The organism is Rhodoblastus acidophilus, assembly GCF_025961575.1.
Classification (GTDB): domain Bacteria; phylum Pseudomonadota; class Alphaproteobacteria; order Rhizobiales; family Beijerinckiaceae; genus Rhodoblastus; species Rhodoblastus acidophilus_C.
Genome location: NZ_JAOQNX010000010.1, coordinates 106063 through 120675 on the forward strand (window position 1 = coordinate 106063; position 14613 = coordinate 120675).

The window sequence follows — 14613 nt, forward strand, 5'->3', positions numbered from 1 at the left end:
GCGGCGGCGCCTTTTTGTGGCCAGGGCGTGCGGCGTTGGCCTGTCGCCGGCTTGGGCGGATCATCGCGTTTAATCAAGGGTTTGCTTGAAATGCTGGGTCTCCGCGATGTTTCACGTGAAAACAAAACGTGAACATTGTTTTGCCGCATTGACGGAATCGGCGCGTTTCGCCGTTTTCACTTTTTGAAAAAAACCGAAAATCATTCCGTCTCGATCGTCGCCTCGGCCGGCGCGCGAAGAGTCCAGCGCACGCCGGTCTCGGAATAGTCGATCGCCACCTCGCCGCGCACCGCGCGCTCGACCATCTCGATCATCACCTTTTGCCCAAAACCTTTTCGCGTCGGCGGCTCCACCCTGGGGCCGCCGCTTTCCCGCCATTGCATGTGGAAGAACGTCCCGTCTTCGGCGGTTTTGGCGCTCCAGTCGATGCGCACCCGTCCGTCCTCGTTGCTGAGCGCGCCATATTTGGCGGCGTTGGTGGCGAGTTCGTGCAGCGCCATGCCGATCGCCTGCGCCGCGGCGGCGCCCAGCCGCAGTCTTGGGCCCGACAGCAGGATGCGCGCGTCGAGCAGATCGCGAAAAGGGTTGAGCTGGGCGCGGATCAGGCCCGCGGTGTCCACGCCCTTCCATTCGCTGGTGATCAGCAGGTCCTGGCTGGCCGCGAGCCCGGCGATGCGGTGCGACAGGTTCGCGGCGAAATTTTTCGGGTCGGCGCCCCGGGCCGACATGACCGCGATGGACTGGACCACGCTGAGCAGGTTTTTCGAGCGGTGGTTGACCTCGCCCATCAAAAAACGGATGTGCTCCTCCGCCAGTTTGCGCGCGGAAATGTCGTTGCGGATGGCGATGTACTGGCGGGGTTTGCCGCGATCGTCGAGGAAGGGGACGATGGTGGTGTCCACCCAATAGATTTCGCCGTCCTTGGCGCGGTTCCTGATCTCCCCGCGAAACGTCTTGCCGCTGGCGATGGTCGCCCAAAGCTCGTGGAAAAATTCCGGCGGATGAAACTCCGAATTGATCAGCGCGTGGGTGCGGCCGACAAGTTCCTCGCGCGTATATTTGGAGACCGCGCAGAACCTGTCGTTGACATAGGTGATGATTCCGCGCGGATCGGTGGTGGCGACGATGGCGTGCTCGTCGAGCGCGGCCTTGAGATCGGAAATCTCCTTCAGCGCGGCGCGCTCGGCGTCGAGCGCATTGGAGAGATGCGCGGTCTTGGCGGCGACCTCGCGGTCGAGGCTGGCGTTGGCCACGGCCAGACGATGCTGGACGCGACGCAATTCGGCGAAGCGGCGGCGCGCGTCCAAAAACAGGAAGGCGGCGAGCGCCGTCACCACCGCGATGGTGAGCAGGGTGGTGAACTGCAGTTGCGCGCCGCGCCGGTCGACCGCCGCGCGGCTGGCGTCGATCCGGGCCTCCTCCAGGTCCTGCAAGGCGGCGACGGCGCGGCGCAGCTTTTCCGGCGTGGTCTTCATCGTGTTGGCGCGCATGACGGCGAGCGGGTCCTGGCCGGCCTGCTGCAGGTCCATTTCCGCGCGCAATTCGTCGAGCTTTTCGTCGGTGATCGCCTGGATGCGGCGCGCCTGTTCGCCGACCTCCGCATCGCCGGCCGTCCAGGCGTCGAGGCTGCGCGAGGTTTCGCGCAGATCACGCGCCGCCGCCTCGTAGGGCTCGAGATAGGCGCGCTCTCCGGTGAGCAGATAGCGGCGCGATTGCGCGGCGACGTCCTGCAGCGAACTCAGCAGCCGGGCGAGGCCGCCCACCATGTTGCTGGCCCGGCGGCTTGCGTCGAGGTCGCGCTTTTGGGCTTCGACCGCGACCAGCGAGGCCGCGACCAGCGCCGCGAGCGCGACGACGCTGACGACCGGCGCGGCGATCGGCAGCGCCCTGTCCAGTCCGGGGCGCTGCGCGCCGCCCAGGAGAATTCCGGTCGACAGCAGCAGCAGCGACGCCGCCGTGTGAACCGCCAGTCCGAACAGGGCGATGCGCGCCGTCGTGTCGACCGGCGTGAGCACGAAGAAGCCGAGCGTCGCGGTGAGCGCCAGCGCGATGCCGCCCACCGCCAGGGTCACGCGCAGCGCCACGGTCCAGCGTCCGCGCGCGCTCATCAGCGCCAGAGCGGTTCCGACGGCGACGAAGCTCAGCGAAGTCGCGACCGATGGCCGTCCGGGCAGGAAAGCGGCGGGATCGCGCAGCAGCAGATTGTCGACGCCGAGGTCGCGTCCGCTGGCGTATTCGAACAGGAACAGCGCGCCGATGAGGCCGGTGGCGACGCCGGGCGCCGCCTGCGCCAGGCGCGGAACCGTCTTGAAGGTCGCAAGAAAAAGGGAGAGCGCGCCGAGCGAAAGCCCAAAAGCGGTGTTGGGCTTCATCTGGGCGCCGGTCGGCAGCACCGTTTTCAAGAGGTCCAGGCCCTGCGCCCAGCCGATCAGCGCGGCGGCGGCGATGGCGAAGACGAGCAGCGCGCAGCCGCGCGCGGCCAGACATTGCGCGCGCGCCAGATCGGCGCGGGCCGCCGAAGGGCGGGGCAGACCGTATTCATCAGGTCCTGCTTCCCTTGCCATCCCGCCCGCTCTCTTCACAAGGAGTTTTGCTCGCGCCGGAGCGAGCCTGGCAAGCCTGGCGAGGATTAGCCACGCTTTTCCAGAGAGTTAGTGCCCAGCGGAGATAAGCGTCCGACTTGGGCGGCGTCAAGGCCGCCGCCCCGTCGACCAAGCTGACCCGGGGCCAGGCTTACGCGCCTTTCAGCTTCTTGTTGCACTCGCTGTAATAGCCGCCGCCCTTTTGAATCCATTTCAGGCCGCCATTGGCGCCGGTCGCCTTGTTGGCGTTGTACTGGTCGAGGCAGGTTTTCTGGATCGCCTTGCCGGGCTTTTCATTGGCATAGGCCGGGTTGACCGCGGTGGGGAAGACAGTTCCGCCGGCCGCCGGCGCCGGCGCCGGCGCGGGGGCCGCGGGTTTGGCGGCGGGTGCAGGGGCGGCGGCGGCGGGTGCGGCCGGCGGAGGCGGCGGCGCGGCGACCGGGGGCGCGGCCGGGGCCGGCGCGGCGGCGGGCGCGGGCGCAGCCGCGGGGGCGCCGCGCTCCGCCTTCAGTTGCGCCGCGCATTTCGAATAGAACTGCAGATAGGTGTCGCCGCCGAGCTGGTTGGCGGCCTTGGCCGCCTGATAGCGGGCGGCGCATTCCTTGGTCACGTTCTCGGCGCGCGCGGGGCCGGCGAGGGCGAGCAGCGCGACGGCGCCGAGGGCAAGGGAATGACAGGCAAAAACTTTGCGGATGGGCGTTTTGCGGATTGACATGGAAGCGTCTCCGAAAGCCGGGCCGCCCACGCGACGCCGGCATATGCGCAGCTTTGCGATTTTTTCGGCTGCGTCAATTGCGTTCGGTCACGGGCGAGCCGCCGGACCGGGCCGAATTTTGGACGGGGACGCTGAACCCGGACTGAACGCCGGCTCAAAGGAAACCGGGGCGAAAACGCCCCGGAAAATTTTTAGGAAATCTTGGCCGAAATGATCTTGTCGGGATCGCGCACGGGCTCGCCGCGCTTGATCTTGTCGACATTCTCCATGCCCTCGATCACCTCGCCCCACACCGTATACTGACGGTCGAGGAAGCGGGCGTTGTCGAAGCAGATGAAGAACTGCGAATTCGCCGAATCCGGATTTTGCGCGCGGGCCATCGAGCAGGTGCCGCGCACATGCGGGGCCGCGTTGAACTCCTGCTTGAGATCGGGATATTTCGAGCCGCCGGTGCCGGTGCCCTTCGGGCAGCCGGTCTGCGCCATAAAGCCGTCGATCACGCGGTGGAAGACGATGCCGTCATAAAACCCTTCGTTCACCAGCTTCTTGATGTGGGCGACGTGATTGGGGGCCAGTTCCGGCTTCATGCGGATCACCACCGTTCCCTTGGTGGTCTCCAGCGTCAACGTATTGCCTTCGTCGGACATATGCTTTCCTTTTCTACCCTACGGATTTCACTTTGCGTCAGCCGCCACCTTCAGGCTGACGATCTTGTCGGGATTTTGCGGGGGCTCGCCGCGCTTGATCTTGTCGACGAACTCCATGCCGGAGATCACTTCGCCCCAGACCGTGTACTGGCCGTTGAGGAACGGCGCCGGCGCGAAGCAGATGAAGAACTGGGAATTCGCCGAATTCGGCGAGCTCGAACGCGCCATGCCCAGCGTGCCGCGCTTAAAAGGCTCCTGGCTGAATTCGGCGGGGATGTTCGGCAGGTCGGAGCCGCCCATGCCCGTGCCGGTGGGGTCGCCGGTCTGCGCCATGAACCCGTCGATCACGCGATGGAAGACGATGCCGTCGTAAAACCCTTTTCGCGTCAGCGCCTTGATCTGCGCGACATGTTTCGGCGCGAGATCCGGGCGCAGGCGGATGACCACGACGCCGTCCTTGAGCTGCAGGTAGAGCAGGTTTTCGGGATCGTCGGCGGCGCGCGCCGCGCCGGCGCCGGCCATGAGGCCCGCAAGCCCCAGCGCCAGGCCGGAGAAACGGCGGCGGTCGAGTTTCTTGCCGAAATTCATCATTTTTGGTCCTTTCGAGCGAAAAGAGCGGCTTTGCGACTGAGGGCCTCCACCACCGCCGGCGGCGCGAAGGCGGTGACGTCGCCGCCCATCAGCGCGATCTGGCGCACCAGGGTGGCGGTGATGTGGCGCACATTCAGCCCGGCGGGCAGGAACATTGTCTGAACCTCCGGGGCCATCACCCCGTTCATGCCGGCCATCGACATTTCATAGTCGAAATCCGTGCCGTCGCGCAGGCCGCGCACGATGACGCCCGCTCCATTTTGCCGGGCGGCGTCCACGGCGAGGCCGTTAAAGCTGGTGACCACGAGTTCGCAGCTCTTTGCCCTTGCGTCCTCGGCGCAGACGATTTTCAGCAGGGCGGCGCGCTCCTCGACGGAAAACAGCGGCGTCTTGCCGGGATGGGCGCCGATGGCGACCACAAGCCGGTCGCACAGGCCCATGGCCGCGCGGATGACGTCGATATGACCGTTGGTGACGGGGTCGAACGACCCCGTGTAGAGGGCGACGCGGATCATGGCGCATCGTTAGCGGAGGCGGCGCGTCCGCGCAATGGCGGGATGCGCGGCGCAGGCTTCAAGTCCCGAGGCATGTGCGGACTCTCGGACGTGGTCGCGCCGTCGCGCCGGCAAGGCGGGAGCGACCTGAAAATCGTCCGATGACAAGCGACAAAAATAAAAACACGGGCGCGCCCGCGCGAGCTTACGTTACGTGGATCAACTTTTGATGACAAAGACTTGCCGGGCCAGGGGTCGCGCATGTTTCGCACAAGATTAGGCGTCCACCAACTTTAGCCAAACCGAACTTTTCACAGTTCGCCGACGCGTGGAGAGGTCGGCGTTGGAGCTCAATTCTCCACGGAAGGCATTGGAGACCTCACCATGGCGTTGGCCAAGAAACAGAGCATGTCGGCGTCCCCCCGAATGGAGGCCGCCGAATCGGGCGGACACACGCTCGCCGCCGAAGCCCAGAAACGCCGCGCGCGCACCTTCGCCCGCCACCAGAAGGCGGCGGAGCGGATCGCTTCGGCGACAGGCGAACTCTCCGCCGGCATCGCCGAGGCGACGTCCGCGGTCGAGGAGCTGCGCAAGGCGGCCGAGCAGATCGCGCAAGGCGCGGAGGAAGCCGCCAGCGGCGCGCAACAATCGCTGAAGGCGGTCAACCACGGCCGCAACCTGATCCAGGGCGCCAAGGAGGCCGCCGACACCTCGCTCAAGAAGACCGAGGCCCTGCAAACCCTGTGCGGCGATGTCACCGTGCAGATCAAGGCGTCGATCGAGGCGATCGGCAAGGCCGCCGATCGCCAGGTCGCCTCGGTCAAGCTGATCGAGGAGCTGGACCGTCAGGCCACGACCGTCGGCGAGGTGGTCAAGGCCGTCGCGCGCATCGCCGACCAGACCAATCTGCTGGCGCTCAACGCCGCCATCGAGGCGGCGCGGGCCGGCCAGCACGGCAAGGGCTTTGCGGTGGTCGCCGACGAAGTGCGCACGCTCGCGGAAACCAGCGAGAAATCGGCGCGCGACATCCAGGACCTGATCGCGCAAATCCAGAACGACGTGAAGGTGATCGCCGAAGGCATCAACACTGCTGCGGGCGCCGCGCGCAGCGAGGCCGAAAAGGGCAAGCTGGTCGTCGACAATCTCGAGCAGGTGCGCCAGGACATGCAATTGGTGGTCAACGGCTGCAAGGAGATTTCCGCCGTCAACGACCAGGCCTTCCTCGCCGCCAATGAAGCGCAGAAGGGCTCCGAGATCATCGCCGCCGCCGCGGAGGAGCAAGGCGCCGCGAGCGAGGAGGCCAACAAGACCATCGCCCAGCAGGCCGGCGCGCTGAACCAGAGCGAGCAGGCCGCGCAGGAGCTGGCGGAATTGTCCGAGGAGCTGAAGAACAGCTCGAACATCGCCAAGAGCGCCGAGGAGGTCGCCGCCGCGGCCGAGGAATTGTCGAGCGCCATCGAGGAGATCAATCGCGCCTCCTCGCAGATCATGACCGCGCTGGAGCAGATCAGCAAGGGCGCGCAGCAGCAGGGCGCGGCGACCCAGCAATCGGCGGCCGCCATCGGCCAGATCGAAAAAAGCGCCGCCGAGTCGCAGGCGCGCGCGCAGGAGAGCCTGGGCCGGGCCGAGGCCACGGCGAAGCTGATCGGACAAACCATCGGCGGCGTCAACGAACTGATCAGCGGCGTTCTGGCCTCGGTCGAAGCCGGGCGCGCCAATCGCGATCAGGTTTCGGCGCTGGAGCAGGTGAGCCGCCGCATCGACAAGATCGTTGACGCCATCAACAATGTTTCGATCCAGACCAATATGCTCGCGGTGAACGGTTCGGTCGAGGCCGCGCGCGCCGGCGAGTTTGGCAAGGGATTCGCCGTGGTCTCCACCGACATCCGCAATCTCGCCCGCGATTCCGCCGAGAACGCCGAGCGGATCAAGGATACGGTGAAGTCGATCCAGGACATGATCGTCACCGTGCGCGGCGACCTCGGCGAGATCAGCGATTCCGCGTCGAGCGAGGTCGAGAAGAATCGCGTCATCGCCGCCAATCTCGAGACGATCTCGCGCGACGTCCAGGAGGTGCTGGCGGGCAACAAGGACGTGCTCGACGGCGCCGCGGAGATCGCGCGCGTGGTGCGCGAGGTGCAATCGGGCGTGGAGCGCATCGCCTCCGCCGCCGGACAGGCGACAAGGGCTTCGGGCGAGGCGTCGAACGCCGCGCGCGAACAGTCCAAGGGGGCCGAGCAACTCGCGGCGGCCGTCGAGGAAATCGCTTCGCTCGCCGACGAATTGCAGGCGGCGTGACCTCCGTCCAACCCATAGGAGGTCATCATGTCCGCTGTTGCAGAAGCGCTCGAAACGCTCAAGGCGGAATTCGCGCCCGAGCAGGCCGCGCGCGAACGGGAAGAGGCAAGCGCCGCCGACGCCAGGCAGTTCGTGATCTTCCACGTCGAGGGGGAGCGCTTCGGCGTTTCCCTTTCCGAGGTGCAGGAGATCATCCGCGTCCCCGAGGTCGTGCGCATGCCGCTCAGCCCGGTCTCGCTGGAGGGGCTGGCCAATTTGCGCGGAAACGTGCTGCCGGTGCTCAATCTCCGCCAGGTCTTCGGCTTTCCCGCCGTGCTCAACGACGACAGCACCCGCGTCGTCGTCCTCAACCATGAACGTCCGGTCGGCCTGATCGTCGACCGCATGGCCAATGTCGTCACCGTCGAGCCCGACAGGATCGAACAGGCCTCGACCATCCGTTCTTCGATCGATGTGGATTTTGTCTCCGGCATGATCAAGGAGACCGACGGACGGTCGATGGTGATCATCCTCAACTCTCGCCAGATCGTCGGGAACGAATTTGTCGGGCGGCTCGACCGCGCGGCCAGCGCCAGCCATGACAGCGCACAGGCCGCGGAAACCCGGGAGGCCGGGAGCGAAGCCGCCGACGCCGAGGAGGACCAGCTCGTCAGTTTCGAAGTGGCGGGCCAGGAATATGCCTTCCCCATCGAGATGGTGAAGGAGATCGTGCAATTGCCCGATCACATCACCGAAGTTCCCAACACGGCGGGCCATATTCTCGGCGTGATCACGCTGCGCAACCGGCTGCTGCCGCTGGTGTCGCTGCGCGCCTTTTTCGGCATGCGCCAGGAGCCGCTGACGGAGGCCAACAAGGTCGTCGTCATCGCGCTCGACGACAGCGGCGACGCGTCCGTCGGCGTGGTGATGGACTCGATCCGCGCCGTGTTGCGCGTCAAGCGCGACGAGGTCGAGGAGGTTCCGGAACTGTTGCGGGGCAGGGGCGACAATATCGCCTCGATCTGCCGTCTCGACGAGGGGCGGCGGCTGGTCTCCGTCCTCTCGGCGGACTCCATGTTCGATCGCGCGGAAATCGACAAGTTGCGCCAGAGCGGAGACGAAGACATGAGCGCCAGCCATCTCGCGGCGGTGACATCGACCGACGCCGTGGACGAAGAGCAATTCGTCGTGTTCCGGCTCAAGGGCGAGGAATATGGCGTGCGCATTGATGCGGTGCAGGAGATCGTGCGCGTGCCGCCGGAGCTGACGCGCATCCCCAACACGCCCGATTTCATCGAAGGCGTGATCAACCTGCGCGGCGCGGTGCTGCCGGTCGTCGACCAGCGCCGTCGCTTCCGCATGGAAGGCGTCGAGCGCAACGACCGCCAGCGCATCATGGTGTTCACGCTTGACGGGGTGAAGACCGGATTCATCGTCGACTTCGTCTCCGAGGTGCGCCGGATTCCGCTCAGCGCCATCGCGCCCGCGCCCGAATTGTCCGAGGAACAGCGGCGCATCATCCGCAAGGTCGCCAATCTCGAAAAGGAGAAGCGGATGATCCTGCTGCTCGACGTGGTGCAATTGCTCAACGCCGACGAACTCCGGGTCATGCAGTCCAGCATGCACTGATCGAGCGCATGATCCCCAAAGGCGGCGCCGGCTCTTGGACGAGATCATGCGCAAAACCCGATGCCGGCCGCGCCTGTTCCGCGCGGCCGGCGCCACCCTCACATCGCGGTCTTTCCATGATCAAAGTTCTCGTCGTCGATGACTCCGCCCTGATGCGCAAACACCTGACGCAATTGCTGGAGTCCGCCGGCGGTTTTTCGCCCCGCGCCGTTCGCAACGGCGCCGAGGCGCTCGCCGCGCTCGAGGAAGCGGAATTCGATGTCGTCACGCTCGACATCAACATGCCGGTGATGGACGGATTGACCTGTTTATCGCGCATCATGACCGCCAATCCCAAGCCGGTGGTGATGGTGTCGTCGCTGACGCAGGAGGGCGCCGAAGCCACGCTTCAGGCGCTGAGCCTCGGCGCGGTCGATTATGTGCAAAAGCCCGACGGCACCATTTCGCTGTCCATCGAGGTGATCGAGCGCGAACTGATTTCGAAGATCAGAGCCGCCGCGCGCGCAAAACCCCGTCGCGCCCTGGGGTTGCGCAGCCGCATCGTCCAGGCGCAGGACCGGACCCGCGCCGCCGCTCCCGCTTCATCCGCGAGCCTCGCGGTCGGCGCGCCCGGCCTGGTGCTGGTCGGCGTCTCCACCGGCGGCCCCGGCGCGCTTGAAGATATTCTGCCGCGCCTGCCGAAGACTTTTCCCTGGCCGATCATCGTCGCCCAGCACATGCCGGCGTCCTTCACCGGCGTGTTCGCGCGCCGCATGAACGACATTTGCGATCTCGAGGTCATGGAGGTCGCGCGGCAAACCCCGGTGGAGCCGGGGCGGGTCTATCTCGCCAGAGGCGACGCCGACCTGCTCGTCACCCGGCGCGGCTCCGGCTATTCGGCGACGCCGGTGCCCGCCAGCCGCGACCACATCTGGCACCCGAGCGTGGAGCGTCTGGTCGAGAGCGCGCTCGAGGTCGCGCCCGCCAACCGGCTGATCGGCGTGCAGCTCACCGGCATGGGCCACGACGGCGCCGCCGCCATGGCGAATGTGAAAAAGCGCGGCGGCCTGACCATCGCCCAGGACGAGGCCTCCAGCGTCGTGTTCGGCATGCCCGCCGAACTGATCGCGCGCGGCGGCGCCTCGCTCATTCTGCCATGCGACGCCATCGCCGGCCAGCTCAACGCCTGGCTCGGGGTCGCGCGGGAGCGGGGAGGACGCGTCAATGCTCGTTAGAGCCCGCAAGACAGTCGAATGCGCGCAGGAGCCCTCGGGGTCGGACCCCGCGCGCGACCTCGTCTCAGGCGCTGACGCAGCGACCCGCCGCCGCGCGGCGCAACACCTGCGCGACAAGCCAGAGCACATTGGTCTTTTGTGCGAAAGGCTCGGCGAGGAGTCGGACGCCAGCGTGCGCGCCGCCATTCTCACCTCGCTGGTGCGGATGAAATCGCCGGCGGTCGCCGCCGGACTCGTGGGGCATCTGCGCAGCGAAAACGCGGCGCTGCGCAGCGAAGTGAAGGAGGCGCTCCAGGACATGCCGGACGACGTGCAGCCGGTGCTGGAGCGGCTGCTCGGCGACCCCGACAATGACGTGCGCATCTTCGTCGCCAATATCCTGAGCACCCTCGCTCACCCTCGGGCGCCAAAACTGTTGGCGCGGCTGATCGCCCGCGATCCCCATGTCAATGTCTGCATGGCCGCGCTCGACGGCCTGATGGAGATCGGCGATGCCTCGATGACCGCGGCGATCGCCGAGCTGCCGCGCCGCTTTCCCGAACCCTTCGTCGCCTTTGCCGCGACGGCGGCGCTCAACCGCCTGAAGGGGTGAGATCATGAACATGCCTCAGCGCAAGCTTCCCGAGATCGCCCCGATCACGCCGCAGGATTACGAGAAATTCTTCGAATTTTTCTACCGCAAGACCGGCATCGTCTTCACCGACAAGAAGGCCTATTTCGTCGAGCGCCGCCTGGTCGAGCGCATTCAGGCGACCGGCTGCGAGACGTTTCGCGAATATTTCGCCATCGTGCGCTTCCAGAGTTCGGGCGACGAATGGCAGCAGCTCGTCAACAGCATGACGGTCAACGAGACCTATTTCTTTCGTGAGGACTATCAGTTCGACGCGATGGTGCAGGGCATGTTGCCGGAGATCACCCGCGATCGCAGGAAGGGAAGCGCGGTCAGGATTTGGTCGACGCCCTGCTCGACCGGCGAGGAGCCTTATTCCATCGCCATTCACCTGCTGGAAAACTGGAAGCGGGCGGACGATTTCGACATCGAGATTCACGCCTCCGATATTGACACGCGCGTGGTCGCCCAGGCGCGGCGCGGCATTTACGGCCATCGCTCGCTGCAGCGGCTGTCGGCGACGCTGCGCTCCAAATATTTCACGGCGCTCGGCGACGATCAGTTCCGCATCCGCGAGGAATTGCGCGATTCCATCGACTTCGATGTCGCCAACATCGTCGACCCCGCCAATATGACGCGGTTCCGGGGCATGGACGTCATCTTCTGCCGCAACCTGCTCATCTATTTCGACGATGTCTCGCGGCGCGAATCCGTGGAGCTGCTCTACGAATGCCTGAACCCGGGCGGCTTCATCTGCCTCGGCCATTCCGAGAGCATGGCCCGGATCTCCTCCTTGTTCAGGCCGCGCAAGTTCGCGGACACGATCGTCTACCAGAAGGTTGGGAGCGGAGCATGAAGAAGGTTCTGGTGGTCGAGGACAGCGCCACCGCGCGCGCCTTTTACCGCAGCACGCTGGAGAGCGCCGGCTTTTGCGTCGACGAGGCCGCCAACGGTCTGGAGGGTCTGGAGCGCGCGCTGCTCGACCGCTACGACCTCGCCATTGTCGACATCAACATGCCGAAGATGGACGGCTATGCGATGACGCGCGAGTTGCGCGGCAATCCCGATCTGCTCGGCCTGCCCGTGGTCATGGTGACGACGGAAGCGGGCGCGCAGGACGAGGCCAAGGCCTTCGATTGCGGCGCCAATTATTACATCGTCAAACCCGCCGATCCCCGCGACCTCACGCTGACGGCGCGCCTGCTCACGGGATCGCGTCCATGAAAACCCTGCTCGAACGCTTCATCCCGGAAGCCCGGGATCTGATCGAGTCCTCATCGACCGGCCTGCTCAAGCTGGAGCGCACCCCCGGCGATCATGACGTGGTCAACGAGGTTTTTCGCGCGGTTCACACGCTGAAGGGCTCGTCGGGCCTGTTCGCCGTTCCCGCGCTCACCCGCCTGGTCCATGTCGCCGAAGATTTGCTGGGCGCGGTCCGCTCCGACGAACTCGCTATCGACGCCGAGTTGATCGACGCGCTGCTCTCCGCCCTCGACCAGGTCGACAAATGGGTCGATTGCCTCGAAGCGCAAGCGGGCCTTCCCGACAATGCCGACGGCGTGTCCAATGCGATGGTCGACAGCCTGCGCCGCTTCGGCGGCCGTGAGGACAAGGCCGCGCCGGCCGGGGTCGCCGCGCCGGCGGCGCGCGTCGACGCCGCGGCGCTCGCCGTCTTTTCCGAAGCCGAGCGGATCCAGGCGTTTCGCGCAGCGGCGGAGGGCGCGGCGGTCCGTCTGATCGATTACATCCCGGCGGACAATTGCTTCTTCTGCGGCACCGATCCGCTGGCGCTGGCGCTGGAGACGCCCGAGGTTTTGGCGACGGCGATCGCGCCAGCGGCGCCGTTTCCGGCCGCCGACTATGATCCTTACGTCTGCAACCTGCGCTTCCAGATTGTGACCGTCGCGGCCGAGGCGGAGCTCGAGCATCATTTTCGCTATGAGCGGGCGCAGGTCGCGCTGGCCGAGGTCGATCCCCGCGACCTCGTGGCGATCACGGGCGAAGCCGCGGCGCCGCCGGTTTGCGCCGATTTCGCCGAGGACGCGCGGCGGCTGCTCGACGAGGGCAATCTGCCGCTGTTGGCGGCGCGCGCGAAAACCCTGCGGGCCATTGTCGGCGCCGGGCTCGCCTCGGCTTGCGCGCTGCGGTGGCTCGAAGTCGTCGCTGGCGGCGCAGCTCCAGATCTCGCGCTGGCGCGCGCGCTGATCGCGGCGGTCGGCAGGGGGATTTATCTGCCGCCCTCGCAAGCGGAAGCGGCGGCGGGCGATTCAACTGTCGCTTGCGCGCGCCAAATCATCGCGGCGCAGAAACGCAATCTCGCCCATCGCGCCTTTTCCGCCTCCGTCCTGGCCGGTCTCCGCAGCGTCGTCGACAATGTGCTGGCGGCGCTGGCGCGCGACGATCTGGGCCAGGAATTTTCGGCCGCCTGCGAGCGTTGCGCGGCCGAGCAAAGTTTTGTTCCGGCGCTCGCCTTTCTCGACCACGCGTTCGAGCCGGGGCCGGGCGGACCGAAGGGCGCCGACGCGCCTGCGTTCGCGTCCGCGCCCATGCCCTCGGCCGTCGCGCCGCCGCCGCCCGAGCGCGCCGCCGATCCGCACGCCGAGACCAAAAAGGCGGCGTCGCGGATGCTGCGCGTCGATCAGGCCAAGGTCGACACGCTGATGAATCTCATCGGCGAACTGATCGTGTCGAAGAACAGTCTGCCCTTCCTCGCCAAGCGCGCCGAAGAGGTGTTTGGCTCGCGCGAAATGTCGCGCGAGATCAAGGAGCAATATGCGGTGATCGACCGGCTGTCGCAGGAGATGCAGGCGGCGATCATGCAGGTGCGCATGCTGCCGATCTCCGACGTGTTCGACCGCTTTCCCCGCCTGGTGCGCGATCTCTCTCGCAAGCTCGCCAAGGACATCGACCTCGTCATCGAGGGCGGCGACACTTCCGCCGACAAGAACATCATCGAGGCGCTCAACGACCCGCTGCTGCATATCGTGCGCAATTCGCTCGATCATGGCGTCGAGGCGCCGGAGGATCGCGCCGCCGCGGGCAAGCACGCCCGGGCGACCATCACGCTCAAGGCGTGGCAGGATGCGGAAAGCGTGGTGATCGAGGTGTGCGACGACGGGCGAGGCATCGATCCCGCGAAGATCGCCGCTTCGGCCGTGAAGAAGGGGGTGATCTCGCAAGCCGAGGCCGACCGCCTGAGCGAGCAGGAGGCGATCAATCTCATCTTTCGTCCGGGCTTCTCCACCGCCGCGCAGGTCTCCGATCTTTCCGGACGCGGCGTCGGCATGGATGTGGTGCGCACGGCGGTCGAGAAACTCGGCGGGCGCGTCACCGTGTCGTCGCGGGTCGGCGAGGGATCGAGCACCCGCCTCGTGCTGCCGCTCAGCATGGTGGTGACGCGAATCATGATCATCGAGGCGGCGTCCGGTCTCTATGGCGTGCCCATGGAGCTGATCGTCGAAACGGTGCGGGTCGAGCGCGCGCATATCCACAGGATTCAGAACGCCGAGGCTTTTATTCTGCGCGACCGGCTGATCCCGCTGGTGCGGCTCGCCGACCGCCTGCGCGAGCCCGCGCGTCCGCTCAAGCACGACGCCGAGGCCGTGCTGGTCTGCCGCGTCAACGGCCAGACGGTTGGCGTCGTCATCGACGATTTCCGCGTCGGCATGGATGTGATCGTCAAACCGTTCGAGGGCATTGTCGCCGGGGCGCGCGGTTTTTCCGGCACCACTTTGCTCGGCGACGGGCGCGTGCTGCTCATCCTCGACCTGAAGGAGTTGATCTGATGGGCCTGAGGTTCGATAACAAGGTGGTGCGCTTCGAAGGGCATTGCACGGTGGAGGAGGCTTTGCCGC

12 protein-coding genes are annotated in these 14613 nt (G+C 66.3%); 7 read left to right on the plus strand and 5 right to left on the minus strand.

Annotated features, from left to right (window positions below; translation table 11 throughout):
* Positions 1-200: 200 nt before the first annotated feature.
* The 5 genes from M2320_RS09235 to coaD all read right to left on the minus strand — a co-directional run bounded on the left by M2320_RS09235 (position 201) and on the right by coaD (position 5050).
* A complete protein-coding gene (locus tag M2320_RS09235; RefSeq protein WP_264597020.1) occupies positions 201-2564 on the minus strand; it encodes an HWE histidine kinase domain-containing protein in 2364 nt (787 codons plus the stop codon).
* Positions 2565-2733: 169 nt separating this feature from the next.
* Positions 2734-3297 (minus strand): hypothetical protein, encoded by a 564-nt coding sequence (locus tag M2320_RS09240; RefSeq protein ID WP_264597021.1) that lies wholly within the window; start codon positions 3295-3297, stop codon positions 2734-2736.
* Between the two features lie 191 nt (positions 3298-3488).
* Entirely contained in the window at positions 3489-3944 is a 456-nt protein-coding gene (locus tag M2320_RS09245; protein ID WP_264597022.1) for a peptidylprolyl isomerase, read from the minus strand.
* A gap of 27 nt (positions 3945-3971) precedes the next feature.
* On the minus strand, positions 3972-4466 hold the full coding sequence (locus M2320_RS09250) for a peptidylprolyl isomerase (RefSeq protein ID WP_264597063.1): 495 nt from the start codon (positions 4464-4466) through the stop codon (positions 3972-3974).
* Positions 4467-4531: 65 nt separating this feature from the next.
* A complete protein-coding gene (gene coaD / locus M2320_RS09255) occupies positions 4532-5050 on the minus strand; it encodes a pantetheine-phosphate adenylyltransferase (protein ID WP_264597023.1) in 519 nt (172 codons plus the stop codon).
* A gap of 387 nt (positions 5051-5437) precedes the next feature.
* Here coaD and M2320_RS09260 point away from each other — a divergent pair, with 387 nt between their 5' ends.
* The 7 genes from M2320_RS09260 (at position 5438) to M2320_RS09290 (ending at position 14544) form a co-directional block, all read left to right on the plus strand.
* Positions 5438-7327 (plus strand): methyl-accepting chemotaxis protein, encoded by a 1890-nt coding sequence (locus tag M2320_RS09260; protein ID WP_264597024.1) that lies wholly within the window; start codon positions 5438-5440, stop codon positions 7325-7327.
* Between the two features lie 27 nt (positions 7328-7354).
* Entirely contained in the window at positions 7355-8935 is a 1581-nt protein-coding gene (locus tag M2320_RS09265) for a chemotaxis protein CheW (protein ID WP_264597025.1), read from the plus strand.
* A 116-nt stretch (positions 8936-9051) separates the two neighbouring features.
* A complete protein-coding gene (gene cheB / locus M2320_RS09270; protein ID WP_264597026.1) occupies positions 9052-10149 on the plus strand; it encodes a chemotaxis-specific protein-glutamate methyltransferase CheB in 1098 nt (365 codons plus the stop codon).
* Entirely contained in the window at positions 10139-10741 is a 603-nt protein-coding gene (locus tag M2320_RS09275) for a HEAT repeat domain-containing protein (protein ID WP_264597027.1), read from the plus strand. The genes cheB and M2320_RS09275 overlap by 11 nt, the downstream gene beginning before the upstream one ends.
* A gap of 4 nt (positions 10742-10745) precedes the next feature.
* Positions 10746-11615: a CheR family methyltransferase gene (locus tag M2320_RS09280; protein WP_264597028.1), complete on the plus strand. Its 870-nt coding sequence runs from the start codon at positions 10746-10748 to the stop codon at positions 11613-11615.
* Complete coding sequence (locus M2320_RS09285) at positions 11612-11983, plus strand: response regulator (protein ID WP_264597029.1); 372 nt, start codon at positions 11612-11614, stop codon at positions 11981-11983. The genes M2320_RS09280 and M2320_RS09285 overlap by 4 nt, the downstream gene beginning before the upstream one ends.
* On the plus strand, positions 11980-14544 hold the full coding sequence (locus M2320_RS09290) for a chemotaxis protein CheA (protein WP_264597030.1): 2565 nt from the start codon (positions 11980-11982) through the stop codon (positions 14542-14544). The genes M2320_RS09285 and M2320_RS09290 overlap by 4 nt, the downstream gene beginning before the upstream one ends.
* Positions 14545-14613: the final 69 nt, after the last annotated feature.

Bases quoted from the DNA above. Each gene is read 5' to 3' on its own strand.
- M2320_RS09235 (WP_264597020.1), bottom strand. From the start codon at position 2,564: ATGGCAAGGGAAGCAGGACCTGATGAATACGGTCTGCCCCGCCCTTCG.
- M2320_RS09240 (WP_264597021.1), bottom strand. From the start codon at position 3,297: ATGTCAATCCGCAAAACGCCCATCCGCAAAGTTTTTGCCTGTCATTCC.
- M2320_RS09245 (WP_264597022.1), bottom strand. From the start codon at position 3,944: ATGTCCGACGAAGGCAATACGTTGACGCTGGAGACCACCAAGGGAACG.
- M2320_RS09250 (WP_264597063.1), bottom strand. From the start codon at position 4,466: ATGGCCGGCGCCGGCGCGGCGCGCGCCGCCGACGATCCCGAAAACCTG.
- coaD (WP_264597023.1), bottom strand. From the start codon at position 5,050: ATGATCCGCGTCGCCCTCTACACGGGGTCGTTCGACCCCGTCACCAAC.
- M2320_RS09260 (WP_264597024.1), top strand. From the start codon at position 5,438: ATGTCGGCGTCCCCCCGAATGGAGGCCGCCGAATCGGGCGGACACACG.
- M2320_RS09265 (WP_264597025.1), top strand. From the start codon at position 7,355: ATGTCCGCTGTTGCAGAAGCGCTCGAAACGCTCAAGGCGGAATTCGCG.
- cheB (WP_264597026.1), top strand. From the start codon at position 9,052: ATGATCAAAGTTCTCGTCGTCGATGACTCCGCCCTGATGCGCAAACAC.
- M2320_RS09275 (WP_264597027.1), top strand. From the start codon at position 10,139: ATGCTCGTTAGAGCCCGCAAGACAGTCGAATGCGCGCAGGAGCCCTCG.
- M2320_RS09280 (WP_264597028.1), top strand. From the start codon at position 10,746: ATGAACATGCCTCAGCGCAAGCTTCCCGAGATCGCCCCGATCACGCCG.
- M2320_RS09285 (WP_264597029.1), top strand. From the start codon at position 11,612: ATGAAGAAGGTTCTGGTGGTCGAGGACAGCGCCACCGCGCGCGCCTTT.
- M2320_RS09290 (WP_264597030.1), top strand. From the start codon at position 11,980: ATGAAAACCCTGCTCGAACGCTTCATCCCGGAAGCCCGGGATCTGATC.